Here is a 24,591-nt window from a genome sequence, read left to right as displayed (position 1 = left end):
CATGGACATCCAGATCAACTACGACTACCGCAAAGACGAGCTGGAGAAGCTGCCGCTGCACGAGCTGGCGCAGTTCGTGCTCGCTCGCGAGGACAAGCCCTTCAACACGGAGGTGTCCGTGAGCTTCGTCACCGACGAGGCCATCGCCGCGCTCAACGAGAAGTACCGCCACAAGGAAGGCCCCACCGACGTGCTGTCCTTCGAATGCGACGGCGTGGACGACGACCTGTCGGCCATGACCCTGGCCGAGGACCCCGTCTACGAGCTGGGCGACGTGATCATCGCGCCCGACGTGGCCGCCCGCCAGACACGCGAGTTCGGCACGTCGTTCGAGGAGGAGATCAGCCTCTTGCTCGTGCACGGCCTGCTGCACCTCTGCGGCTACGACCACATCGCCGACGACGAGGCCGAGGTCATGGAGAAGCGCGAGGCCGAGATCCTCGAGGCGTGGTCGAAGCGCACGGTGTAGCGGAGAGGCGGGGAGGCGGCGTGGCTGCGGAAACGGCGGTGGAGGACGATCTCGTGGACGTTCCCGACAGGGGCGGGAGCGACGCGCGCGACGAGCCCCCCTGCTGCGGCGAGGGCTTCGTGCGCAACGACGCGGACAAGGGCGCCCGCTCGCGCTTCTCGCTCGTCTGCGCGTTCAAGTGCGCGTGGGACGGCATCGCCTATGCCGTGCGCACGCAGCGCAACATGAAGATACACTTGGGCATAGCCGTGCTGGCCGTGGCGCTGGGCTTCGCACTGCGCATCGACGGGGCCTCGTGGGCCGCGGTGATCCTCTGCATCGCCGCCGTGTTCGCGGCCGAGTGCGTGAACACGGCCATCGAGAGCGTGGTCGACCTCGTGTCGCCCGAGTACCACGAGCTGGCCCGCAGGGCGAAGGACTGCGGGGCGGGAGCCGTGCTCGTGTTCGCCGTCGTGGCCTTGGTCGTGGCCGCGGTGGTGTTCGGCCCGCGCGCGTGGGCTCTCTTCTTCGGCTAGCAAACGGCCGCTTCCCCTTGCTGGAACGGGCGACCGGGGGCGCCCCAAACATCGATCATAAGGATGCACGCTATGGATTTCCAACCGCACGCCGAGGGCTTCAAGTCAGGTTTCGTCACACTCGTGGGCAGGCCGAACGCCGGCAAGTCCACGCTCATCAACGCCATCATGGGCAAGAAGATCGCCATCACGTCCGACACGGCGCAGACGACGCGGCACCGCTTCCGCGCCGTGCTCACGCGCGAGGACTTCCAGCTCATCTTGGTGGACACGCCGGGCCTGCACAAGCCCCACGACGCCCTCGGCGAGGAGCTGAACACCTCGGCGCTCAAGGCGCTCGAGGACGTGGACGTGGTGGCCATGCTCATCGACGCCTCGCAGCCCATCGGCCGCGGCGACGAGTGGGTGGCTGCGCAGCTCTCCCGCGCTCGCTCGAAGAAGATCTGCGTGCTGTCGAAGGTCGACCTGGCGACGGAGAAGCAGATCGCCGCCCAGCGCGAGGCCGCCGAGGCCCTGGGTGCGTGGGACGCCATGGTGGGCCTGTCGTCGGCCACGGGCAAAAACGTGGAGGCCTTCGTGGAGGAGGTCGTGTACCTGCTGCCGGAGGGCCCCGCGTGGTTCCCCGCCGACATGGAGACCGACCAGCCCATCGAGGTGGTGGTGGCCGAGTTCGTCCGCGAGAAGATCCTGCGCTCGTTCCACGACGAGGTGCCCCACGCCATCGGCGTGCGCGTGGACGAGATGGAGTACGACAAGAAGAAGGACCTCCACCGCATCTTCGCCACGGTCTACGTGGAGCGCGACAGCCAGAAGGGCATCATCATCGGCAAGAAGGGCGCCGCCATCAAGCAGATCGGCACCGAGGCGCGCGCCGACCTGGAGCAGCTGCTGGGCACCCGCGTGTACCTGGACCTCTCCGTTAAAGTGAAGAAGAACTGGCGCCGCGACGCGAGCCAGATCCGCCGCTTCGGCTACGGCGAGGGCGCGTAGGGAGGCGAAGCCCGTGCGGGGGGCTGCCTGCAGCTTCGGCGCGGCGCCCTCTTGCAGGTATTGTCGCGAAACCGGCCATCGTCCGGATGCCCTGCCGCGCTCGCTGATTTTCCGTTACAATACGCAACGGAGTTGACTTCGCGAGGGAGACGCATGAGCATGATCTGTCCGAACTGCCGATCAGAGAACAAAGAGGGCGCGAAATTCTGCAACGAGTGCGGGTTTCCGCTGACCGGGCGCATGGCGGCCGTGGCCGCCGCATCGACGAGCGACGACACGCTGCGCTCGATAGCGGCCGAGGGCGGCGCCGCACCCGTTGACGATGCTGCCGCTGTCGACAAGGCGGCGGAGGGGTTGCCCGCGTGCGAGGCGGGCGCGCCCGAGGACGACGGGCCGGGGGCCGCGGAAGGCCCGGACGCCGGTGCCGGAGAAGCGGCCCCTGCGCGGCCGGCCGGCGACCCGGAGCCCCTCGCGTCCCCGGCCGTTCGCACGGCGCAGGGCTCGGGCCCGCTCGATCCCGCGAAGCTGCCGGTCATCGGCCTTGCGGGTGTCGACGTGGACGAGGACGGCAACGAGTTCGACTTCGGCGACATCGACGACGCTCCCGCCGCGGACGGCGGTCAGCAGGCAGCTGTGCCGAGCGCCGCGGTCACGGCGGACCTCTCGGGCTTGGACGAGTGCCTGGTGGATTCCAGCTATACGCCCCCCGCGGCCGCGTGGCGCTCGGGCGACACGATGGAGATGCCCCGCGTCGAGGGCAAGGCCGCGCCGAAGCAGAAGGAGTTCCGCGCACCCGACCCGCGCGAGAAGAAGCACGGCCGCGGCCGCGTGGTCGCCATCGTGATCGTGCTGCTGCTGGCCGCTGCGGCCGCTGCGGCGGGCATCACGTACCAGATGGAGCTCTGGGGCGGCAAGGTGGTCCCCGACGTGGCGGGCATGACGCAGGCCGACGCCACCTACCAGCTGGAGGGCAAGGGCTTCACCGTGCGCGCCACCCAGGTGAAGTCCGACGAGACCGAGGGCCTCGTGCTGCTCACCGACCCCGAGGCCGGCTGGCGCGCCGAGGAGGGCTCCGAGGTGGTCATCCACGTGGCGGTGCCGCGCATCGTCCCCGACGTGGTGGGCAAGACGCGCGACGAGGCGGCGAAGCTGCTCGAGGCCGAGGACTTCGCGCGCGTGACGTTCGCCGAGGAGAAGTCCGACACGGCCGAGGGCACGGTGCTGTCCGTGACCCCGGAGGCCGGCGAGAAGGCGAAGGCCTCCACGGACATCACCGTGACGGTGGCCGTGCCCTTCACGGTGCCCGACGTGGCCAACCAGCCGCTCGATGCCGCGAAGGCCGCCCTGGAGGAGGCCTCCTACGTGCCCGAGGTGGCGTACTACTACACCGAGGACGTGCCCGAGGGCACGGTGGTGGGCACGAACCCCGCCGCGGGCGAGAAGCTGGCATCGGGCTCCTCCGTGACGGTGAACGTGGCCATGTCGCGCGCGAGCGTGCTCGTGCCGGCCGCGAAGGACTACCTTTCCAGCATCGGCACGATCTCCCTGGGCGGCACGACCTACGAGATCGTCTCGGTCGACGACGTGAAGTACACCGGCTACAACCAGACGTCGTTCACCGTGACGGCAGCGGCCGTGACCACGCTCGACGGCGAGACGGTGCGCGGTTCGGCCAAGCAGAAGAGCGGCACCATCGTCTGGGACGACAGCGACAACGTCGTGAGCGTCTCCTAGGCACGATGGCCAGCGCGACGTACACGGCGCGCGCCATCGTGCTGCGCAAGACGAAGCTGGGGGAGAGCGACCTTATCGTCACCCTGCTCGTCCAAGACGGCTCGCAGGCGCGCGCCGTGGCGAAGGGCGCCCGCAAGCCCTCGAGCCCGTTCGCCGCGCGGCTGGAGCTGTACTCCTCGGTCGACCTGCTGTGCTCGGAGGGCCGCAACCTGGACATCGTGAAGGAGGCGCGCATCGCCTCCTCCCATGAGCGCCTGCGCCGCGACTTGGAGCATGCGGCCTGCGCCGCGCCCATGGCCGAGCTTTTGGACCGCGTGACCCAGGAGGGGCTCGCGAACCCCCGCCTGTTCGCGCTCACCGAGGCGGCGCTCGGCGCGCTCGACGCCTCCAAGGCACCGCAGGCCCCGGGCGTGTGCGCGGCGCACCTGCTGAAGGCGCTCGCGCTCTCGGGGCTGCGGCCGAGCCTGTCGTCGTGCGCCGTGTGCGGGGCCGAAGTCCGGGGCGGTGCGGAAGCGGGGACGGTGCCCCTGTCCTTCTGCGAGGGCGGCATCGTGTGTCCCGCCTGCCGTCCGTCAGTGGAAGCCCGGGACGTGCCGGCCGCGACCGTGGCCTGGTGCAGGGCGCTCATGGGCTCGACGTTCGCCGAGATCGCCGAGCTCGACGTCCCCCCGTCCACGTCGTTCGCCGTGCTGCGCTTCTGCCAGCAGTGGGCGCACGAGCACGTGGGCGCGAACCTGAAGTCGCTGAACTTCCTGTTCACCTGCGGCCTGTTCTGAACCGCGAAAGCGTCGTCCGGCAAGGGCCGCCGCCGGGGCGCGCAGCTGCAAGGCGGCGGCCCGCAAAGAAGGAGAAGGAACCATGCATACCTACACCCCGCGCGGCGTCTGCTCGCGCGCCATCAGCGTCGAGCTGGACGGCGACCGCGTGTCCCACGTGGAGTTCGCCGGCGGCTGCGACGGCAACCTCAAGGCCGTGTCGAAGCTCGTCCGCGGCATGGCGGTGGACGAGGTGGCGGCGCTGCTGGAGGGCAATACCTGCGGCCGCCGCACCACGTCGTGCGCCGACCAGCTCGTGCGCGCGCTGCGCTCCGCTCAGGCGGCCGAATAGGCCCAGAGGTTGCGGCACTGCCGTAGCACCGTATCGAAATCCCAGGTCTGCGCCGTGCGCTCGGGGCTGTTCGGGTCGCGGATCTCGAGGCGCCCGTGCTCGTCGATCCCCGCGAGCACGATGAAGTGGCCCGTGCTGGTGAAGTCGCCGGGCCCCATGCTGCATATCACGGGCCGGCCCGCCACGAGCGCGCGACGCACCGACGGCTCGTCGGCGGGCAGCTCTTCTGCGGTAAGCCCCAGCTGGGCGGCGCCCTCGGTCATGAAGTCCCAGGCCGTGCCGTCCGAGGAGGCGCACCCCATCCGCTCGGACAGCGCGCCGGCGTCGGCGGGGGAGAGGTCGCTCCTGCCCGTGAGCGCCACGTATGCCATGGCCAGGCACGTGGGGCCGCAGCCGGTCACCCCGAACGCGTCGCCGCCGTAGAGGGCCTGCGACCAGGCGGGGTCGCGTTGGTAGAGCGCGGGGACCTCGCCGGCGCGCCAGGCGCTGCGGGGCGTGCTCTGCGGGGCGTCCGGCGTGCCCGCGCCAGCGGCCGCCCCGCCGTGAGCGAGGGCCGAGAGCGTGCCGACGGCGTACCAGCCCGCCCCGGCGAGCGCGGCCACGAGCACGACGGCCAGCGCCGCGCGCACCGCGAGAGAGCGGCGCCTGCGCGCCGCGGAGGGGGCCGATGCGCGGTAGGAGGTGCGCGAGTACGCGGGCGCGCCGTTGCGTCCTATGGGCGGCATCGGCGCGGTGGCGGAGGCGCGCGCCGCGCGGCCCGCCGGCCGCCGATGCGCCGCGCGGTACGAGTTCGTGTACGTCATGGGTGCTTCCTTTCCTCGGTTCCTCCTCTCCAGTATCCCCATGCGGCGCCCCCGCGTCCCTTGAGAACCGTCTACGGATCCCTTATGTTTTCCTTAATAATGCCCCTCCTTGCACCGTGGGCGGGGGCGGGGCCGATACAATGGCCGCAAGGAGAAGCGAGGGCCGCGCAGCGGCCCGGCGCCCGGAGGGCGCGGAACGGCGAGGAGCGGGGCGTGGCGGAGACGAAGCTCATAGCGGTGTGCGACGACGAGGCGGCCATCGCCGACCTGTTGGCCCAGCTGCTTGCCCAGGGCGGCTTCGAGGTGCGCACGTTCTACGCGGGCGCCGACCTTTTGGCCGCGGCCGCGCACGAGGCGTTCGACCTCGTCGTCCTGGACGTCATGATGCCGGGCATGGACGGGTTCGCCTGCTGCCGCGAGCTTCGGCGCACGAGCTCGGTGCCCATCATCTTCCTCACCGCCAAGGACGAGGAGATCGACAAGGTGGTGGGCTTCGAGCTGGGGGCGGACGACTACGTGGTCAAGCCCTTCAAGCCGCGCGAGCTCGTGGCCCGCGTGCGCGCCCGCCTGCGCCGCAGCGCTCCGGGCGATGCGGCCGGCCGCGCGGGGACGCAGCTGCTCGAGGCGCGCGGCGTGGCGGTGGACGAGGAGGCGTACGCGGCCACGCTCCACGGAGAGCCGCTCGCGCTCACGCCCAAGGAGTTCGCCATCCTCGCGTGCCTCCTTCGCGCCGCCGGACGGCCGGTGGCGTCGCGCGATCTGTTCGAGGCCGTCTGGGGCGAGGTGGCGAACGCCCAGTCCAACAACACGGTCATGGTGCATATACGCCATCTGCGCAAGAAGCTGGCCGCCATCGACTCCTCCCAGGAGTTCGTCGAGACGGTGTGGGGCGTGGGCTACAAGCTGGGATAGCGGCATCGGCGTCGCACGGACGGCCGGCGGCGGGTGCGGCGGATGCGAGGGAAGGGACGCGCGATGGATGCGAGCGGATTCAGCCAGGCGAAGCAGGACCAGACGAGACGGCTCTCGAACAGCGTCCTGCGGCGCACGCTGGTGAACGTGGTCGTGTTCGCCGTCGTGTACCTGGCGCTGTTCCTCGGCTTCATGAACACGCTGGGATCGAGCCTGTCGAACCTCGCGTACAACCTCGTGGGCCAGAATTACCGGGTGCATACGGCCATCGCGAACCTGTTCCTCGTGTGCGTGGCCGTGGGCTTCATCGCAGGAATCGTGCTGGTGGTGCGCTCGGGCATCAACCGGGCCCTGCGCTACTTCGACCTGCTGCTCGACTCCGTGACCGACGTGCTGGCCAAGCGCGAGGGCCCCGTCGTGCTGCCGAGCGAGCTCGCGCCCACGGCCTTGTTCCTGAACGGCATCAAGGCCGAGGGCGAGCGCAGCGAGCGCGCGGCGAAAGCGGCCGAGGAGCGCAAGAACGAGCTCGTGGTGTACCTGGCCCACGACATCAAGACGCCGCTCACGTCCATCATCGGCTACCTGACTCTCCTGGAGGAGTCGCCCGACCTGCCGGTGGACGTGCGGGCGCGCTACACGGGCATAACGCTGGCGAAGGCGTACCGCCTGGAGGAGCTGCTCGACGAGTTCTTCGAGATCACGCGCTACAACCTGCAGACCATCCCCATCGAGCGCTCGCGCTTCGACGGCGCGCTGTTCGTGAGCCAGGTGATAGAGGAGTTCTACCCGCTGGCCGAGGGGCGCTCCCTCTCGCTCGTGTTCGACGGGCCGGACGAGCTGCCCGTGTTCGCCGACGCGGGGCGGGTGGCGCGCGTGCTGAACAACGTGCTGAAGAACGCCGTGGCCTACGCCGATGCGGGCACCGAGGTACGCGTGCGCACGGGGCTCGTGGTCGCGCCGGACGGCTTCGTGTGGTGGGAGCTCACCGTGACCGACCGCGGCCGCGAGCTGTCGCCCGAGCACCTCGAGCGCATCTTCGAGAAGTTCTTCCGCGCCGACGCCGCACGCGGCTCGGACGGGGGCGGCGCGGGGCTCGGGCTCGCCATCGCGCGCGAGATCGCGCGCGCCCACGGCGGGGACATCTACGCCACGAGCGACGCGGGCCTCACGTCGTTCACCGTATGGATCCCGCAGGGCCCGAGCGTGGGGAAGTGAGGAGGGCGGCCGCCGTATCCGCCGCACGCGGCATCCGGGCGCGGCCCGCAGCGGGCGTTCCCGAAATTCCAGCTTGAAATCGATCGGCAACAAAGGGCCGCTATCATGAAGGCGTTATGCACGTGCCCGCGCCGCCCGCACGGGACGCAACCGACCGAGAGGAGCCCCATGCCCGTCATCGAGCCCTACCGCCCCGACCTCGCCGCGCCCCTGCGCGCCTTCCTCGCGCGCTGCCTGCCCGAGTCGGGGCGCACGTTCGACCCGGAGGGGCGCCATGCTCACCTGCTCGACGTCGAGGCGGCCTACGAGGCCTTCTGGTGCCTTGTAGAGGACGGCGGCGACGTGGCCGGCTGCGTGGGCGTGCGGGCGCTTTCCAAGGACGTGTGCGAGCTCAAGACGCTGTTCGTTTACGAGCGCCTGCAAGGGCACGGCTGGGGTCGGCGCCTGGCCGAGCAGGCCATCGGCCTCGCGCGCTCCCGGGGCTTTCGGGCCATGCGCCTCGACACCATCTCCACTTCCGCGAACGCCATCGGCCTCTACCGCCGCTTAGGCTTCCGCGACATCGACCGCTACGACGACAACCCCCTGGCCGACGTGTTCATGGAGCTGGACCTGGTGCGGTAGCGGCCGAAGCCCTGCCGGCGGCCGCAATGTGGGCAACCTGTGGGTGAGGGCCACGGGCGCTTGCCCGCCCTTCCGGCATCGCCTACAATAGGCAGGCTGCGAAAACGCAGGCACTCTCCGCTTGGTCCGCATGTCTCACCGCATGCCCACCCAGAGGGGAGCGCAACGAGTGCAACCGCCCTGGCCGGGCGGGGGCGATGACGAGGCGGCGCGCGAGCGCGCCCAAGGAAAGGTGGAACCATGGCCGACAAGCTCAGCATCACGAAGGAGCGCACCGCGGAGCTCATCAAGGAGTTCGGCAAGGGCGAGGGCGACTCCGGCAGCCCCGAAGTGCAGATCGCCATCCTCACGGAGCGCATCCGCAACCTCACCGAGCACCTGAAGGTGCACAAGAAGGACAAGCACACGCAGCGTGGCCTCATGATGCTCATCGGCAAGCGCCGCGGCCTCTTGAAGTACGTCAAGAACCGCGACATCGAGGAATACCGTGCCCTTATCAAGAAGCTCGGCATCCGCGACAACATCTAGCACGAACCGGGAGCCCGCACATGCGGGCTCCCGCGCATAGGCGGCGGCGGGGACCTGCCGGACAAGCCGCCCGCCGCCCTCCGCGCGTCGGAGGGGCGCCGTCCTTCGGGGACGGCGGGGAAAGGACAGCCGGAAGCGCGCAGCTTCCTTCTGTATAGAGCGGTCGGAAGCGCAAGGGCGCTTCTGCTCGCGGCCCGCCCGCAGGGAGCGGACGGCGCCGAAGAAGCTTGGCCGCACTAGGGCGTCCAAGGCGAAGAGAAAGAAATGTGCATATGGAGAAAATCGTCGAATCCTTCGAGCTGTACGGCAAGCAGTACCGCTTGGAGACGGGCGAGCTGGCCAAGCAGGCGACCGGTTCCGTGGTCGTCACGCAGGGCGACACCACCGTGCTGGTCACGGCGGTCATCGGGCAGGAGAAGGACTACGACTTCTTCCCGCTCACGGTCGACTTCATCGAGAAGATGTACGCCGTCGGCCGCATCCCGGGCGGCTACCTGAAGCGCGAGGCGCGCCCCTCGGACAAGGGCACGCTCACGGCGCGCATGGTGGACCGTCCCATCCGCCCCGGCTTCGTGGACGGCTTCAAGCGCGAGGTGCACGTGGTGTGCACGACGCTCGTGGTGGACAGCGTGAACCCGCCCGACACCATCTGCGTCATGGGCGCGAGCGCCGCCCTCATGCTGGGCGCGGCCCCCTTCGACGGCCCTGCCGCCTGCGTGCGCATCGGCCGCGACATCGAGACGGGCGAGTTCATCGTGAACCCGACGTTCGAGGAGTCCGAGCACTCCGACCTGGAGCTCACCATCGCCGGCACGGCCGACTACATCTCCATGGTGGAGGCGGGCGCCGACGAGATCTCCGAGCAGGACATGCTGGCCGCCATGGCCTTCGGCCAGGAGGCCATCGCCGCGTTCTGCGAGGTGCAGCAGCGCTTCCTCGACCGTGCGAACATCCAGCCGGTCGAGTGGCCGGTGCACGTGGCCGACCCGGCCATCGCAAGCCGCGTGGCGCCGTTCATGGACGAGATGTCCGCCGCGCTGCACGACGCCGACAAGCTGTCGCGCATGGGCAAGGTCGAGGAGCTCAAGGAGCGCATCAAGGCCGAGCAGTTCTCCGACGAGGAGCGCGCCGCCTGGAAGGGCGACATCGCCGCCGAGCTGAAGAAGCTCGAGAAGAAGGCCATGCGCGCCATGGTCATCGCCACCGGCGAGCGCGCCGACGGCCGCACGCCCGAGGAGATCCGCCCGCTCTACATCGTGCCGGGCTACCTGCCCCGCGTGCACGGCTCGGGCCTGTTCCAGCGCGGCCAGACCCAGGTGCTGTCCGTGGTGACGCTCGGCATGCTGAACGAGTGGCAGCGCCTCGACACCATCGACCCCGCCGAGGGCAAGCGCTACATGCACCAGTACAACTTCCCGCCGTACTGCACGGGCGAGGCGGGCCGCATGGGCGCGCCGAAGCGCCGCGAGATCGGCCACGGGGCGCTGGCGGAGCGCGCGCTTCTGCCGGTGCTGCCGGACGAGGACGAGTTCCCCTACGCCATCCGCGTGGTGTCCGAGGTGCTGGAGTCCAACGGCTCCTCGTCCATGGCCTCCACCTGCGGGTCCACGCTGGCCCTCATGGACGCCGGCGTGCCCATCAAGGCGCCGGTCTCCGGCATCGCCATGGGCCTCATCAAGGAGGGCGACGACGTGGTCATCCTCTCCGACATCCAGGGCATCGAGGACTTCCTCGGCGACATGGACTTCAAGGTGTGCGGCACGGAGAAGGGCATCACGGCCCTGCAGATGGACAATAAGGCCCGCGGCCTGTCCGTCGAGATCCTCGCCCGCGCGCTCGCGCAGGCGAGCGAGGGCCGCGCCCACATCCTGGACGCCATGCTGGAGACCATCGAGGCGCCGCGCGAGGAGCTCTCGCAGTTCGCGCCCCGCATCGAGACGATCCACATCCCGGTGGACAAGATCCGCGACGTCATCGGCAGCGGCGGCAAGGTGGTCCGCGGCATCCAGGAGGAGACGGGCGCCCAGATCAACATCGAGGAGGACGGCACCATCCACATCGCCGCCATCGAGGGCCCGGCCGGCGAGGCCGCGAAGGCCATGATCCTGGGCATCGTGAAGGAGCCCGAGGTGGGCGAGCAGTTCGACGGCGAGGTCGTGGGCATCAAGGACTTCGGCGCGTTCGTCAAGCTGACGCCTGGCAAGGACGGCCTGCTGCACATCTCCCGCGTGGCCAACGGCCGCGTGGCCTCCGTGGAGGACGTGCTCGCGCTGGGCGACGTGGTGAAGGTGGAAGTGCTCGAGGTGGATCCGAAGACGGGCAAGATCTCGCTCGACCGCCTGGACAAGCCGGACGCCCCCGAGGGCGCGAACAACGGCGGGGAGCGCCGCGAGCGCAGCGACCGCCCGCGCCGCGAGGACCGCGGCGAGCGCAGCGAGCGGGACAACCGTCCCGGCCGCAGCAACCGCAGCGGCAACGGCAACGGCCGCACGCCGCGCCGCCGCCACGAGGGCTAGCAAACAACGGGGAGGCCGCGGGGACGCGGCCTCCTTCTTTATTCAGGGGCCGTATCAAAAGCCCCAGAACGCAGGGACAGGGGAGGGGAGACCGGGACAGGGGGACGGTTCTCTGACCGGGACAGGGGGACGGTTCTCTTGTCCCACAGATACTGTGGGACAAGAGAACCGTCCCCCTGTCCCGGTCCCCCTGTCCCGGTCCCCCTGTCCCGGTCCCCCTGTCCCGGTCCCCCTGTCCCGGTCCCCCTGTCCCGGTCCCCCTGTCCCGGTCCCCCTGTCCCGGTCCCCCTGTCCCGCCGCGAGCCCCACGCATCCCGCAGACGATGGCGATGGCTTGCGGCTCCGCCTCGACATCTCCCTCCCTCAAACCAGCCGGCCGGGACCGTGCGTGCAGAGGCGGCCGCCCCGGCGCTCCCTGCCAACCTGCGAGGTTGAATGGATGCGCCTGTCCGGCCGCTCCCGAACGTCCGACAACGGCCGGCTGACAAGACAAAGCCGACAGGAAAAAGCATCCCCTCCTGCCGTCCGCCAAACGGTGCCGCCGGGGTAACGATGCGCCTTTCGGTCGGCTTCGCGTGGTAGGATGTTCCAGACCGTGAACGAAAGGCAGGAATCGCATGATCAGAGTAGCAGTGTCGGGGTGTGCGGGCCGCATGGGCGCCACCGTCGTGGAGGCGGTGGGCGCGGCACCGGACATGGAGGTGGCCTGCGGCATCGACCCGCATGGGCAAAGCGCGGCGTTCCCCGTGTTCGCCAGCGTTGCCGAGGCGCTCGGTGGCGCGGAGTTCGACGTGCTCGTGGACTTCACGCAGCCCTCCGTCGTGGCGGGCAACCTGCGCGCGGCGCTGCCGGCGGGCGTCGATTGCGTCGTGGGCACCACGGGGCTCTCCAACGCCGCGCTCGAGGAGCTGGCCGCGCTCGCGCCTGCGGGCACGTGCCTCTTCTACGCACCGAACTTCACCACGGGGGCCGTGCTCATGATGGAGTTCGCGAAGGCTGCGGCGCCCTACTTCCCGGAGGCCGAGGTCATGGAGTTCCACCACTGCAACAAGAAGGACGCCCCCTCGGGCACCGCGGTGCGCACGGCCGAGATCATCTCCGCGGCGCGCGGCGGGCGCGCGAGCGAGGCGCCCGGGCGCGAGACGGAGATCGAGGGCGCCGAGGGCGCGCGCGGCGCGCTCGTGGCAGGCGTTCCCGTGCACTCCGTGCGCTCCATGGGCTACGTGGCCAGCCAGGAGGTCGTGTTCGGCTCGCTCGGCCAGACGCTCTCCATCCGCCACGACTCGTGGGACCGCGAGTCGTACATGCCGGGCGTGCTGCTGGGCATCCGCAGCGTGGGCGGTCGGTCGGGCCTGATTGTAGGTTTGGAGAACTTCATGGCGTGAGGGCGGTACCAAGCCTCCGCCCATGGCATAATAAACGTTTGTACGATAGGCAAGGTTCGGCGCGGCGGATGCCATCCGCCCGCCGCCGTGCAGTGAGATGAGGAGTCAGCATGTCGCAAGAGCCCCGTTTCGGCCGCATGATACCGGCCATGGTCACCCCGTTCGACGAGAACCGCGAGCTCGACGTGGACAAGGTCCAGGCTCTCGCCGCGCGCCTCGTGGACGGCGGCAGCGACTCGCTCATCATCAACGGCACGACGGGGGAGAGCCCGACCGTGTTCTATCCGCAGAAGATCGACCTGTTCCGCGCCGTGGTGGAGGCGGTGGGCGACCGCGTGCCCGTCATCGCGAACGTGGGCGACAACTGCACGGCCGACACGGTGGACTTCGCGCGCGAGGTGGCGGAGCTTGGCGTCGACGGCTTCATGTGCGTGGTGCCGTACTACAACAAGCCCCCGCAAGAAGGTATCTACCAGCACTTCCGCACCATCGCGAACGCGGTGGAGCTGCCCATCATCCTGTACAACATCCCGGGCCGCTGCGTGGTTAACATGGAGGCCGAGACCACGCTGCGCCTGGCGCACGAGTGCGCCAACGTCGTGGCCGTCAAGGAGGCTTCGGGGAAGCTGGACCAGGTGAAGGCCATCGTCGAAGACGCGCCGGAAGGCTTCGCCGTGTACTCGGGCGACGACGCCGCCACCTACGACATCATGAGGCTGGGAGGCGCCGGCGTCATCTCCACCATCGGCAACGTGGCGCCCGGGCGCATGAAGGAGATCGTGGACTTGTGCGCGGCAGGCGACTGGGAGGCGGCTGCGGCCGCGAACGAGGCGCTCATGCCGCTCATGAAGGGCCTGTTCGAAACGTCGAACCCCATCCTCGTGAAGGAGGCGCTCAAGCTCTTGGGCTTCCCGGTGGGAGGCGTGCGCCTTCCTCTGGTGGACGCCACCCCCGAGCAGTCCGAGCGCCTGGCCGCCATCATGAGGGAAGTCGGCGTGCTGGACGCGTAAGGCGCGTCCGAAACTGACAACGCAAGGTTGCGTCGCCCCGGGGCGACGCTGCAAGACAAACCGCGACGAGCGGGCGCGCCTCCTATCGGAGCGCCCTGCCCGCAGGATCGCCCGAACGGGCGGCTGCGGCGGTAGCGGAGCCGAGGCGAAGCCGGGAATCCCGGCTCTTCGTCTATGCGCACCCGATCGCGCAAGACCGGAAAGACAAGGTACTTATGGAACAGCAGAACAACCAGCGCTCCGAGCGCCGTTCGCAGGAGCAGTCCCGCAACGGCCGCGGCGGGGGCAACGGCAACGGCGCCAAGGGAGCCGCGCGCGGCGCCGAGAAGAAGACGCGCTCCTACAAGCACGTGCAGCTCGAGCATCGCCGTCCCCAGCTTTCTAAGGCGGGGCAGGGCCAGCAGAAGCAGGGCGGCCAGCAGAATGCGCGCCGCGCCAACTTCAACTCGCCGAAGAAGGACCCGAACGCCACGCTCAAGATCATCCCGCTCGGCGGCCTCGACGCCATCGGCAAGAACATGACCGTGTTCGAGTGCAAGGGCGACATGATCCTGGACGACGCGGGCCTCATGTTCCCCGACGACGATCATCCGGGCATCGACCTCATCCTGCCCGACTACACCTACGTGCTGGAGAACGCCGACAAGCTGCGCGGCATCATCATCACGCACGGCCACGAGGACCACACCGGCACGCTGCCGTACCTCATGAAGGACCTCGACCGCCAAGTGCCCATCTACGGCACGAAGATGACGCTCGGCCTCATCGAGGGCAAGTTCGCCGAGCACAAGATCAAGAACGCCAAGCTCATCGAGATCAAGCCGGGCGACCAGGTGAAGCTCGGCTGCTTCACGGCCGAGTTCTTCGCCGTGAACCACTCCATCCCGGGCGCCGTGGGCGTGTTCTTCCAGAGCCCGGCCGGGAACGTGCTGCATACGGGCGACTTCAAGCTGGACCAGACGCCCATCGACGGCGTGACCACCGACTTCGGCGCGCTTGCGAAGTTCTCCAAGGCGGGCGTCGACCTTATGATGAGCGACTCCACGAACGCCCAGAACCCCAGCTTCACGCCCTCGGAGGCCGAGGTGGGCAAGGAGCTGCGCAAGATCATCTCCCAAGCGCGCGGCCGCGTCATCATCGCCTCGTTCGCCAGCCACATCCACCGCATGCAGCAGATCTGCGACGCCGCGCGCGACAACGGCCGCAAGGTCGTGGTCACGGGCCGCTCCATGATCCAGAACACCGATATCGCGCGCCGCCTGGGCTACCTGAACATCCCCGACGAGGACATCGTGGACGCCTACGACCTCAAGGGCATCCCGCCCGAGCAGGTGGTCATCATGTGCACGGGCAGCCAGGGCGAGCCGCTCTCGGCGCTGGCCCGCATCGCGAACGGCGAGCACAAGACCATCGACCTGGAGCAGGGCGACACCGTCATCATCTCGGCCACGCCGGTGCCCGGCAACGAGAAGGCCGTCACCCGCGTCATCAACTCGCTGGCGAAGATAGGCGCCGACGTCTACGACAAGAAGCGCGCCATGGTGCACGTGTCCGGCCACGCCGGCGCCGAGGAGCTGAAGCTGGTGCTGTCCATCGTGCAGCCGAACGCGTTCATGCCCGTGCACGGCGAGGCCACGCACCTGCGCGCCCATGCCAAGCTGGCCGAGGCGACAGGAGTGCCCGCCGAGAACGTGTTCATCTGCGAGAACGGCGAGGGCCTGGAGCTTTCGAGCAGGGGCGTGAAGCGCGGCGAGACCGTGCAAAGCGGCATCGTGTTCGTGGACGGCCTGTCGGTGGGCGACACGTCGCAGGACGTGCTCGACGAGCGCAACGCGCTCGGCTCGCAGGGCTTCGCCTCGGTGGCGGCCGCCATCTCGTCCAAGCGCAAGGACGTGGTGGGCGAGGTGCAGGTGGAGATGCACGGCATCACGGGAGGCGACGACGACTACCTCGTGCGCGAGGCGCGCACCACGGTGAAGAACGCCCTCAAGCGCCAGCTGGGCAAGGGAGGCGGCCAGAAGGAGCTCAAGAAGGCCGCCCGCGACGCGCTGCTCTCGCTTCTGTGGGAGCGCACGAAGCAGCGCCCCATGGCCATCGTGAACTTGCTGGAAGTTTAGGCTATAATGGCCGCATGCGCCCGCGCGCATGCGGCTCTCCGGCCGCGCAACCGAACCAGAAACGCACTCTAAACGCAGCAAAAGGAGCTGGGCCGTGGCCCGTCAGTCAGCACCCGCATCGAACAAGTCGAAACCGTCCCCCGGCGCCAAGCCGAAGGGCAAGGCGGCCTCGCCCGCCGAGAAGAGCGCCCGCAAGGGCGGCGGCAAGGCCGCGAAGGCCGCCCCTGCCCCAGACGGGCATCTCATCGACGATCGCACGCGCCGCGACATCACGGGCGTCGCGTTCGCCGTGGCGGCCGTCGTGCTGTTCGTGGCAGCCGTCATGCCCACGAATGCCGTGGTCACGTCGTTCGTCTCGACGGCACTGCACCTGACGCTCGGCCTGGGCGCCTACCTGCTGCCGTTCTTCCTGCTCGTCATCGGCGCGAGCTTCCTCATTCGCTTCGACCGCGAGCGCGTTCCGGCGCGCGTGTCGGTGGGCCTCGTTATGATACTGGCCGCCGTGCTCGTGCTGCTGGCGCTGTTCACGCCGCTGGTTCCCGGCGAGGAGGGGGCGCCGGCGGCGCTCTTCGACCCCGTGCAGCTCTCCGCACGCGGCGGTTACGTGGGCGCCGGCGTCGCCTGGGTGGGCTTTACGCTGTTCGGGCAGGTCATTTCGTGCATCATCATGTTCGGCGTCATGGCGGCCGGATTCGTGGTCATCGGTTTCTCGCTCTCGAAGCTCATCGAGCGCGTGCAGGACAGGCGCGCCGAGGCCGAGGGGGATGGGGACGTGCTGGGAGCACCGGCCTACGCCCGCGTGAAGAAGGCCGGGGAGGCGGGCGGCTTCGTGCCGCTCACGGCAGGAGAGGGCGCCGCGCCCACGAGCGTGCTGCCACGTGCCAGGAAGGGGCGCCGGGGCGAAGGCGCCGCGGCCGGCGAGGAGGCGAAGGGCAAGCCGAAGCATCCCTCGTCCTCGCTCGACACGCAGGTCATCGGCGGGCGGCGCGCGCCCTTCGACGCGCCCGACGCCGTGGAGCAGCCCCTGACGCGCAAGCTCGGCCGCGCGCGGGCCGCAGCCGACGCCGAGAAGAAGGCCTCCTCTCCCAAGGCGCCGTCCTCCTCGGCCACGCCGCTTGCCACCCCCCGCCCGGCGGACGGCTTCGAGCTGCCCCCCTTCGACATCCTGGCCACCAGCACGTCTGCCAAGAAGGACAAGGCCACCGACGCCGAGCTGACCGAGACGGCGGCCTGCCTCCAGGAGACGCTCGAGAGCTTCGCCATCATGGCCGAGGTCGTGGGCTGGGTGGCCGGCCCCACGGTGACGCTCTTCAAGGTGGACCTGCCCGCCGGCGTGCGCGTGAGCCGCATCACGGCACTCGAGCAGGACATCGCGCTCGCGCTCGCCGCGCCCGGCGTGCGCATCTTCGCGCCCATCCCCGGTACGAATTACGTGGGCATCGAGGTGCCCAACCGCACGCGCCAGACCGTGCTCTTGGGCGACGTGCTGAAGGACGCCCCGGCCGGCCCCTTGCAGGTGGCCATCGGCAAGGACGTGGAGGGGCGCTCCATCGTGTCGGACCTGGCCAAGATGCCCCACCTGCTCATCGGCGGCACCACGGGCTCCGGCAAGTCGGTGTCCGTGAACGCCATGATCATGTCCATCCTCATGCGCGCCACGCCCGCCGAGGTGCGCTTCATCATGATCGACCCGAAGCGCGTGGAGTTCACGCCCTACAACGGCATCCCGCACCTCTACGTGCCGGTGGTCACCGAGGCCCGCGAGGCGGCGAGCGCCCTGTCGTGGGGCGTGGCGGAGATGGAGCGGCGCCTGAAGGTGTTCTCGAAGGTGGGCGCCCGCAACATCGGCCAGTACAACGCCAAGGTGCAGGCCGAGCAGGCCGCCATCGAGAAGGCCGTGGAGGAGGGCAAGGAGCCGCCGTCCGCGGAGCTGGGCGACGAGCTGCCCTACATCGTCATCATCATCGACGAGCTGGCCGACCTCATGATGAACGTGGGCAAGGAGGTTGAGTTCTCCATCAGCCGCATCGCGCAGCTCGCGCGCGCGGCCGGCATCCACCTCATCGTGGCCACCCAGCGCCCGTCCACGAACGTGGTCACGGGCCTTATCAAGGCGAACATCACGAACCGCATCGCGTTCAACGTGGCCAGCGGCATCGACAGCCGCGTCGTGCTCGACACGCCGGGCGCCGAGCGCCTCATCGGCCTGGGCGATCTCCTGCTGTCGAAGCCCGAATACGCCAAGCCCCAGCGCATCCAGGGCTGCTACGTGTCCGAAGACGAGATCAACGCCGTGGTGGAGCTGCTCAAGGCGCAGGGCGAGCCCGAGTACCACTCGGAGATCCTCCAGACGAACCTCATCACGCTGGGCGCGTCGCAGCCGGACGGCAGCGGCGGCTCGTGCACCTCGGACGACCCCCTTGTGTGGGAGGCGGCCGAGATCGTGGTGTCGAGCGGCCTCGGCTCGACGTCGAACATACAGCGGCGCCTGAAAGTTGGCTATTCGCGCGCCGGGCGTATAATGGACATGCTCGAGGAAAAGGGCGTCGTGGGGCCGCCGAACGGCAGCAAGCCCCGTGAGGTCCTGGTGGACGCCATGGAGTTGGAAACGTTGAAGGCGTTCGAGGCGCAGGACTCATGCGAGGAGTAGCGACGTGGCACAGGTGACATTCGGAACGGTTTTGCAGGAAGCCCGCGAACGGAAGGGCATGGATCTGTCCACGGCGGCCCGGCGCCTGCGCATCAGGCCCGATATCCTGCGATCCATCGAGGAAGACGACTTCGCGCGCATGCCCCCACGCGGCTACACGCGCAACATGGTGAACGCCTACGCGCGCCTTCTAGGGCTTAACCCCACCGAGATCACCCGCATGTACCTGGACGAGGCCTACGCCTACCAGGTGGGCCGCGCGCGATCGGATGTACGGCCGAGCGGCTTCGACATGGGCGGCACGTCGCGCACGAAGCGCTCCGGCGCCGCGCGTCCGGTCCCGCCCGAGGAGCCCGAGGAGCGGGTGCCGCGCCAGAACGCGTTCGGGCGCACGCTCTACGACGATCGCACCGCCTACACGCGCTCCGACTACGGCCGCAGTGCGGCTCCGGCAGCCGGGGGGCGCGTCTACTCCGAGGGCCGCACGCACACGAGCCGCCATTCGGCGCTGCCGAACGGCCAGTACACGAACTTCTACGCGGGGCCCAAGGCCCCGAGCGGGGTGCAGTCGAAGCTCCCGTTCCTCATTGCGGGAGCGGTTATCCTCGTGGTGCTGGTCGTCGTGCTCGTGTTCGCGTTCGGGGGCAAGGGCGGCGGCGAGGAGGACCTGCCGACCGTGCCCGTGACGGGCATCGACGACACCACCCAGGGCGAGGGGGACGAGGGCTCCCAGGAACCCGTCGCGCCGCCTGCGCCGGTGGCGCCCACGAGCGCCAAGGTCGTGTACGAGGTGGCGTCGGGGGAGTCGGTGTACATGGACATCTACGAGGACGGAAACATCACCTCGGGCGGCACCGTCGACGGACCTGCCAAGAAGGAGTTCGACGTCACCGGCACGTTCAAGATCGTCACTTCGAACCCTGGCGGCGTGACCGTCACCGTAGACGGGACGAAGCTCGAGTCGACGGGCGACGAGAGCACCGGCATCTATTCCTTCAGCGTGGACTTCCCGGCCATCCTCGAGCAGTGGAAGGCCGACCATCCGACCGCCGGCACGGCGGGAACAGCCGGCACAGCGGGAACGGGCTCGTCCGGCTCTGGCACGACGGACGGCGCGAGCACGCCGGCCGCCTAGCCCTTCGTCGGCTGATCGCCTACGTGCATGTTCGGGCTGCCTCCCTGACTCGGCTGGCCGAGGACGCGCGTTCGATGCCGGCCGCCCCGGCGCATCCGGCCAGCCTCCGAGGTTGCCGCGCGCCCGGGACGGCCATTTTTGCGCGCATGCTCTCGGCCGCTGTTGGAGAAGAACGCCTCGGCCCCTCCCTTCGCACCTTGCGAAACTCGCCGGCTGGTAAAGAAAAAGCCGCTCGCCGTCCCTTTTCCTTCGCACCCTTAGGCTCGCTGACGAAGAAGAGCCGTCTCGTCCCGTTCCCTTCGAGCTCTGTGTAACTCGCCTGCAATCACGGCGCGGGCGGGACGAAATGCGGTATGCTGGTCGGAAACGAAAAAACGAGACGGCCCGCGCGCTTGGCGGGCCGATGAGGAAGGGAGCACCCATGGCGAAAGAGTGCAGCTTCGACGTCGTGTCCACGGTGGACATGCAGGAGGTCGACAACGCGTTCCAGCAGGCGAAGAAGGAGCTCGCGCAGCGCTACGACCTGAAGGATTCCGGCGCGGAGATCACGCTCGACAAGGCGAACAAGGCCATCACGGTGGCCGCCCCGGCGGAGTTCGTGGCCAAGCAGGTCATCGACGTCATCGCCTCGAAGCTCGTGAAGCGCGGCATCGATTTGGGCGCCGTGAAGTGGGGCGAGGTGCAGCCGGCGGCCGGGCAGAGCGTGCGCCAGACGGCCAACGTCGTCGAGGGCATCGACAAGGACACGGCCGGCAAGATCAACAAGGACATCAAGGCCACGAAGCTCAAGGTGAAGGTGCAGATCGAGGGCGACAAGCTGCGCGTGTCGAGCACCTCCCGCGACACGCTCCAGGAGGTCATCGCCTTCCTGAAGGGCCAGGACTACGGCCAGCCGCTCCAGTACGTCAACTACCGCTAGGCCGCGCGGTGGGCAACGAGAGGGCGCGCGGGGGCGAGGGCCGGAAGTCCGTGGCGTTCGTCACGCTGGGATGCGCCAAGAACGAGGTGGACACCGAGCACATGCGCGCCCGGGCGACCGGGGCAGGCTACGCGCTGACGGACGACCCCGAGACGGCCGACGCCATCGTGGTGAACACGTGCTCGTTCATACAGGCGGCCACCGAGGAGAGCCTCGAGGCGATCTTCGAGGCGGCCGACCTGCCGAACGTGCGCGACGGCGGGGCCGCGCTCGTCGTGGCCGGCTGCATGCCGGCGCGCTACGGCGAGGATCTCAAGGCCGAGCTGACCGAGGCGGGCGCCTTCGTGCCCTGCTCGCGCGAGGACGACATCGCGCTCGTGCTGGCCGGCGTCATCGGCGAGGCGTCGCCCGGGGCGGAGAGCCTGGAGGACGCGAGCGCCGGGGCGGAGGAGCGCGGCCCCGTGTCGGCCTACGTGAAGATATCGGACGGCTGCGACCGTTTCTGCTCGTACTGCACCATCCCGTACATCCGCGGACGCTATCGCAGCTTCCCGCTCGACGACGTGCGTTCCGAGGTGGCGGCCAAGGTGGCGGCCGGCGTGCGCGAGATCGTGCTCATCGCCCAGGACACGGGCCGCTGGGGCGCGGACTTCGAGGAGCCCTCGACGCTGGCCGCGCTCGTGGGCACGCTGGCCGAGGAGCATCCCGGCACGTGGTTCCGCGTCATGTACCTGCAACCCGAGGGGCTGACCGACGAGTACCTCGAGGCCGTGGCGGCACATGCCAACGTGTGCGACTACTTCGACATCCCATTGCAGCACGTTGACGCGGGGATCCTGCGCGCCATGAACCGCACAGGGTCGCGCGACGAGTTCGAGGCGCTGCTCGCGCGCGTGCGTCGCCGCATCCCGGACGCCACGCTGCGCACGACGCTCATCGCGGGGTTCCCCGGCGAGACGGACGACCAGTTCGAGGATCTCTGCGCTTTCGCGGAGGATGCCGGCTTCGACTACGTGGGCGTGTTCCCCTACTCGCGCGAGGAGGGCACGCGCGCGTTCGACCTGCCAGGCCAGGTGGACGATGACGAGAAAGCCGACCGGGCCCAGCGCCTGCGCGACGTGGCGGACGCCGTGTGCGCGCCGCGCGTTGCCGAGCGTATCGGCCGCGAGCTCGATGTGCTCGTGGAGGGCCGCGAGGAGGACGGGCAGCTGTTCGGCCGCGCCATGTGCCAGGCTCCCGAGGTCGACGGCGTCACCTACCTCGAGGCCGGCGAGGTGGGGCAGGTCGTGCGCGTGACGATAGGGGACACGCTGCTCTACGAGATGGAAGGGGCGTGATCCAGGCCCATGGCCCCAACCGACCAGGCGAGGCCGGCTTCGACCGACAAGCTGTGGACGCCCGCCAACATCGTCACGCTCGCGCGCATCTGCCTCGTGCCGGTGTTCGTGGTCGTGCTCATCAGCCCGTGGCCGCAGTGGCTGGGGCTGCCGCAGGTGGCCGACGATGCGAAGAGCCTCATCGCGGCCGGCATCTTCATCCTCATATCGTGCACCGACTGGCTCGACGGCTACCTGGCCCGCAGCCGCGGCGAGGTCACGGACTTCGGCAAGTTCATGGACCCGCTGGCCGACAAGATACTCGTGGCCGCGGCGCTGCTCGCGCTCATCGAGCTGGGGTCGCTGCCCAGCTGGGTCGCGCTCGTCATCCTGGCGCGCGAGTTCATCGTGTCGGGCGTGCGCATGGTGGCCGCCAGCGAGGGCGTGGTCATCGCGGCCAGCTGGTACGGCAAGTTCAAGACCGTGTTCCAGATGGTCGCCATCGTGCTGTTCTGCGTGAAGGACTCCTACATGGTGGGCAGCCTGAATGCGGCTTTCAACGACTGGCTGTGGGTGCTGAGCTGGGGCGTGATGATCGTCGCGCTCGTGCTGACCGTGGTGTCCATGCTCGACTACATCGCGAAGGCGCGCCATCTCATAGGGTTCGGGCGCAAGCCCAAGGACGCGCCTGCGGGCGACTCCGGGAACGGCGCGCCGGCCGACGGGCCAGTTCCCTTGGAGGGCGCGGCCGTTGCGGGCGCGGCAGGGAAGTCCCGGCCGATCACGGATGCCGAGGCGGCCTCCATCGAGCCCGAGGCGCTCGACGCCCTGGCGCGCAGGGTGCTCGGGTCCGCACGGCGGGCCGGGGTGCGGCTCGGCACGGCCGAGAGCCTCACCGGGGGCCTGATAGCCGCCGTGCTCACCGGCGTGCCGGGCAGCTCGGAGACGGTGCGCGGCGGCGTGGTGAGCTACGTGGACGACGTGAAGCACGAGGTTCTGGGCGTGCCGCGCGAGACGCTCGAGCGGCACGGCGCGGTGAGCGCGGAAACGGCGCGCGCCATGGCCCAGGGCGCGCGGCGCGATCTGGATGCCGACGTGGCGGTATCCGTCACGGGCATAGCCGGGCCGGGCGGGGCCGAGCCGGGGAAGCCGGTGGGCACGGTGTGGATCGGGCTGGCCGATGCGGAGGGCGCCGAGGCGCGCCTGCACGAGTTCCCGGGTGATCGCGGCCAGGTGCGCCTGCTGACCGTGCGCTCCGCGCTGGAGCGGCTGGAAGAGGCCTTGGAGGGCGCTGGCAAATGATGCTCCGCGCCGCTGCGGGCCTCGTTGCATTTCCGCTGGACTCGCACTGGAAACGGGCAAGGTCCGCACGGTGAGCGGGCAAGGTTCCTGCAAGGTCTGCACGGTCGCCGCGCGTGGTCCGCGCAAGGTTTCGGCGGCTCCCCGACGGCTTTTCTCCGGTTGCCGTGCAAGGTTGCGGCAGTATGCTTTTCCAGCAGCGAATCAGGCTGCACGTCTTGACAGACAAACAGATGTACGCATAATAGAGGAATGACGAAAAGCCGCTACGCCGGGGGAAGAAGGACCATGAACGACGAAAAAGCGAAGATGCTCAAGCTCACGACCGACCAGATCGAGTCGAAGTTCGGGCAAGGATCCATCATGAAGCTCGGCGAGGACGGCAAGGAGCTCAACATCGGCGTGATCCCCACGGGCGCGCTGCCGCTCGATGCCGCGCTCGGTATCGGCGGCGTGCCGCGGGGCCGCATCATCGAGGTGTACGGCCCCGAGTCGAGCGGCAAGACCACGCTCGCGCTGCAGATCCTCGCGGAGGCGCAGGCCATGGGCGGCATTGTGGCGTTCATCGATGCCGAGCACGCGCTCGACCCGGTGTACGCGGCGCGCCTGGGCGTGGATATCGACGAGGTGCTCATCTCTCAGCCCGACACCGGCGAGCAGGCCCTCGAGATCTGCGACATGCTCGTGCGCTCCGGCGCCATCGACGCGGTGGTCGTGGACTCCGTGGCCGCGCTCGTGCCCCGTGCCGAGATCGAGGGGGAGATCGGCGACACCACGGTAGGCCTGCAGGCGCGCCTCATGTCGCAGGCCCTGCGCAAGCTGGCGGGCTCGCTCTCCAAGTCGAACACCACCTGCATCTTCATCAACCAGCTGCGCGAGAAGATCGGCGTCATGTTCGGCAACCCCGAGACCACCACGGGCGGCCGCGCCCTCAAGTTCTTCTCCAGCGTGCGCATCGACATCCGCCGTATCGACTCCATCAAGAAGGACGGCGAGATCACGGGCAACCGCGTGCGCGCCAAGGTTGTGAAGAACAAGGTGGCGCCGCCGTTCAAGCAGGCCGAGTTCGACCTCATGTACGGAGAGGGCATCTCGCGAGAAGGCTGCATCGTCGACATGGCGGTGGAGGCCGGCGTGGCCAAGAAGAGCGGCGCGTGGTACACCTACGGCGAGGAGCGCCTGGGCCAGGGCCGCGAGGCGGCGAAGCAGACGCTCAAGGAGAATCCCGACCTGCGCGAGGAGATTGAGCTCAAGGTACGCGAGGCCTTCGAGATCCCCGTTATCACCCGCACCGCCGACGAGGCCGACGCGCTGTCTCCCGTGGCGAAGCCTGCCAAAAAGAAGTAG

At 69.3% G+C, this 24,591-nt stretch carries 21 protein-coding genes; 20 read left to right on the top strand and 1 reads right to left on the bottom strand.

From position 1 onward, the window contains the following. The first annotated feature begins 1 nt into the window (after position 1). The 6 genes from ybeY (at position 2) to LB310_RS14715 (ending at position 4,815) form a co-directional block, all read left to right on the top strand. The gene (ybeY, locus tag LB310_RS14740) at positions 2-469 is read left to right on the top strand and encodes an rRNA maturation RNase YbeY (protein ID WP_096226542.1); all 468 of its coding nucleotides are present in this window, start codon (positions 2-4) and stop codon (positions 467-469) included. A gap of 20 nt (positions 470-489) precedes the next feature. Next, positions 490-984: a diacylglycerol kinase family protein gene (locus LB310_RS14735; protein WP_224768046.1), complete on the top strand. Its 495-nt coding sequence runs from the start codon at positions 490-492 to the stop codon at positions 982-984. Positions 985-1,056: 72 nt separating this feature from the next. Then, a complete protein-coding gene (era, locus tag LB310_RS14730; RefSeq protein ID WP_096226541.1) occupies positions 1,057-1,974 on the top strand; it encodes a GTPase Era in 918 nt (305 codons plus the stop codon). A 153-nt stretch (positions 1,975-2,127) separates the two neighbouring features. Continuing rightward, positions 2,128-3,708: a PASTA domain-containing protein gene (locus LB310_RS14725; RefSeq protein WP_301155294.1), complete on the top strand. Its 1,581-nt coding sequence runs from the start codon at positions 2,128-2,130 to the stop codon at positions 3,706-3,708. Between the two features lie 5 nt (positions 3,709-3,713). Then, positions 3,714-4,484 carry a DNA repair protein RecO gene (gene recO / locus LB310_RS14720; protein WP_301155293.1) on the top strand — a complete coding sequence of 257 codons (771 nt, stop codon included), beginning with the start codon at positions 3,714-3,716 and terminating at the stop codon, positions 4,482-4,484. A gap of 82 nt (positions 4,485-4,566) precedes the next feature. Continuing rightward, positions 4,567-4,815 carry a TIGR03905 family TSCPD domain-containing protein gene (locus tag LB310_RS14715; protein WP_087189745.1) on the top strand — a complete coding sequence of 83 codons (249 nt, stop codon included), beginning with the start codon at positions 4,567-4,569 and terminating at the stop codon, positions 4,813-4,815. On the opposite strand, the gene LB310_RS14710 is transcribed toward LB310_RS14715, so the two are convergent. Further along, positions 4,800-5,618, bottom strand: a complete 819-nt coding sequence (locus LB310_RS14710) for a C39 family peptidase (protein ID WP_301155292.1) — start codon at positions 5,616-5,618, stop codon at positions 4,800-4,802. The two genes, LB310_RS14715 and LB310_RS14710, sit on opposite strands and share 16 nt — an antisense overlap. Positions 5,619-5,831: 213 nt before the next feature. Between LB310_RS14710 and LB310_RS14705 the strand changes: the two genes are divergently transcribed. The 14 genes from LB310_RS14705 (at position 5,832) to recA (ending at position 24,591) form a co-directional block, all read left to right on the top strand. Continuing rightward, positions 5,832-6,530, top strand: a complete 699-nt coding sequence (locus LB310_RS14705) for a response regulator transcription factor (RefSeq protein WP_278806586.1) — start codon at positions 5,832-5,834, stop codon at positions 6,528-6,530. Between the two features lie 63 nt (positions 6,531-6,593). Next, a complete protein-coding gene (locus LB310_RS14700) occupies positions 6,594-7,745 on the top strand; it encodes a sensor histidine kinase KdpD (protein ID WP_301155291.1) in 1,152 nt (383 codons plus the stop codon). A gap of 168 nt (positions 7,746-7,913) precedes the next feature. Then, positions 7,914-8,369 (top strand): GNAT family N-acetyltransferase, encoded by a 456-nt coding sequence (locus LB310_RS14695; RefSeq protein WP_161959767.1) that lies wholly within the window; start codon positions 7,914-7,916, stop codon positions 8,367-8,369. A 240-nt stretch (positions 8,370-8,609) separates the two neighbouring features. After that, a complete protein-coding gene (rpsO, locus tag LB310_RS14690) occupies positions 8,610-8,897 on the top strand; it encodes a 30S ribosomal protein S15 (RefSeq protein ID WP_015538750.1) in 288 nt (95 codons plus the stop codon). Positions 8,898-9,169: 272 nt separating this feature from the next. Continuing rightward, positions 9,170-11,413 carry a polyribonucleotide nucleotidyltransferase gene (gene pnp / locus LB310_RS14685; protein ID WP_278806590.1) on the top strand — a complete coding sequence of 748 codons (2,244 nt, stop codon included), beginning with the start codon at positions 9,170-9,172 and terminating at the stop codon, positions 11,411-11,413. 617 nt (positions 11,414-12,030) lie between these two features. Continuing rightward, positions 12,031-12,798: a 4-hydroxy-tetrahydrodipicolinate reductase gene (dapB, locus tag LB310_RS14680; protein WP_096226536.1), complete on the top strand. Its 768-nt coding sequence runs from the start codon at positions 12,031-12,033 to the stop codon at positions 12,796-12,798. 110 nt (positions 12,799-12,908) lie between these two features. Continuing rightward, a complete protein-coding gene (gene dapA / locus LB310_RS14675; RefSeq protein ID WP_087189751.1) occupies positions 12,909-13,808 on the top strand; it encodes a 4-hydroxy-tetrahydrodipicolinate synthase in 900 nt (299 codons plus the stop codon). Between the two features lie 215 nt (positions 13,809-14,023). Next, positions 14,024-15,925 carry a ribonuclease J gene (locus LB310_RS14670; RefSeq protein ID WP_096226535.1) on the top strand — a complete coding sequence of 634 codons (1,902 nt, stop codon included), beginning with the start codon at positions 14,024-14,026 and terminating at the stop codon, positions 15,923-15,925. A 94-nt stretch (positions 15,926-16,019) separates the two neighbouring features. Beyond that, positions 16,020-18,575, top strand: a complete 2,556-nt coding sequence (locus LB310_RS14665; protein ID WP_096226534.1) for a DNA translocase FtsK 4TM domain-containing protein — start codon at positions 16,020-16,022, stop codon at positions 18,573-18,575. A gap of 4 nt (positions 18,576-18,579) precedes the next feature. Then, complete coding sequence (locus LB310_RS14660) at positions 18,580-19,710, top strand: helix-turn-helix transcriptional regulator (protein ID WP_231897318.1); 1,131 nt, start codon at positions 18,580-18,582, stop codon at positions 19,708-19,710. 421 nt (positions 19,711-20,131) lie between these two features. Beyond that, the gene (locus LB310_RS14655; RefSeq protein WP_096226533.1) at positions 20,132-20,629 is read left to right on the top strand and encodes a YajQ family cyclic di-GMP-binding protein; all 498 of its coding nucleotides are present in this window, start codon (positions 20,132-20,134) and stop codon (positions 20,627-20,629) included. An 8-nt stretch (positions 20,630-20,637) separates the two neighbouring features. Beyond that, positions 20,638-21,966, top strand: a complete 1,329-nt coding sequence (rimO, locus tag LB310_RS14650; RefSeq protein WP_301155290.1) for a 30S ribosomal protein S12 methylthiotransferase RimO — start codon at positions 20,638-20,640, stop codon at positions 21,964-21,966. A 9-nt stretch (positions 21,967-21,975) separates the two neighbouring features. Then, positions 21,976-23,247, top strand: a complete 1,272-nt coding sequence (gene pgsA, locus LB310_RS14645; protein WP_278805511.1) for a CDP-diacylglycerol--glycerol-3-phosphate 3-phosphatidyltransferase — start codon at positions 21,976-21,978, stop codon at positions 23,245-23,247. 285 nt (positions 23,248-23,532) lie between these two features. Further along, entirely contained in the window at positions 23,533-24,591 is a 1,059-nt protein-coding gene (gene recA / locus LB310_RS14640) for a recombinase RecA (RefSeq protein ID WP_087189757.1), read from the top strand.

This window comes from Gordonibacter sp. RACS_AR49, from assembly GCF_030418435.1.
In the GTDB taxonomy this organism is placed as follows: domain Bacteria; phylum Actinomycetota; class Coriobacteriia; order Coriobacteriales; family Eggerthellaceae; genus Gordonibacter; species Gordonibacter urolithinfaciens.
Note: the sequence above shows the minus strand (reverse complement) of the source record. Positions and strands in the feature narration are given on the sequence as shown.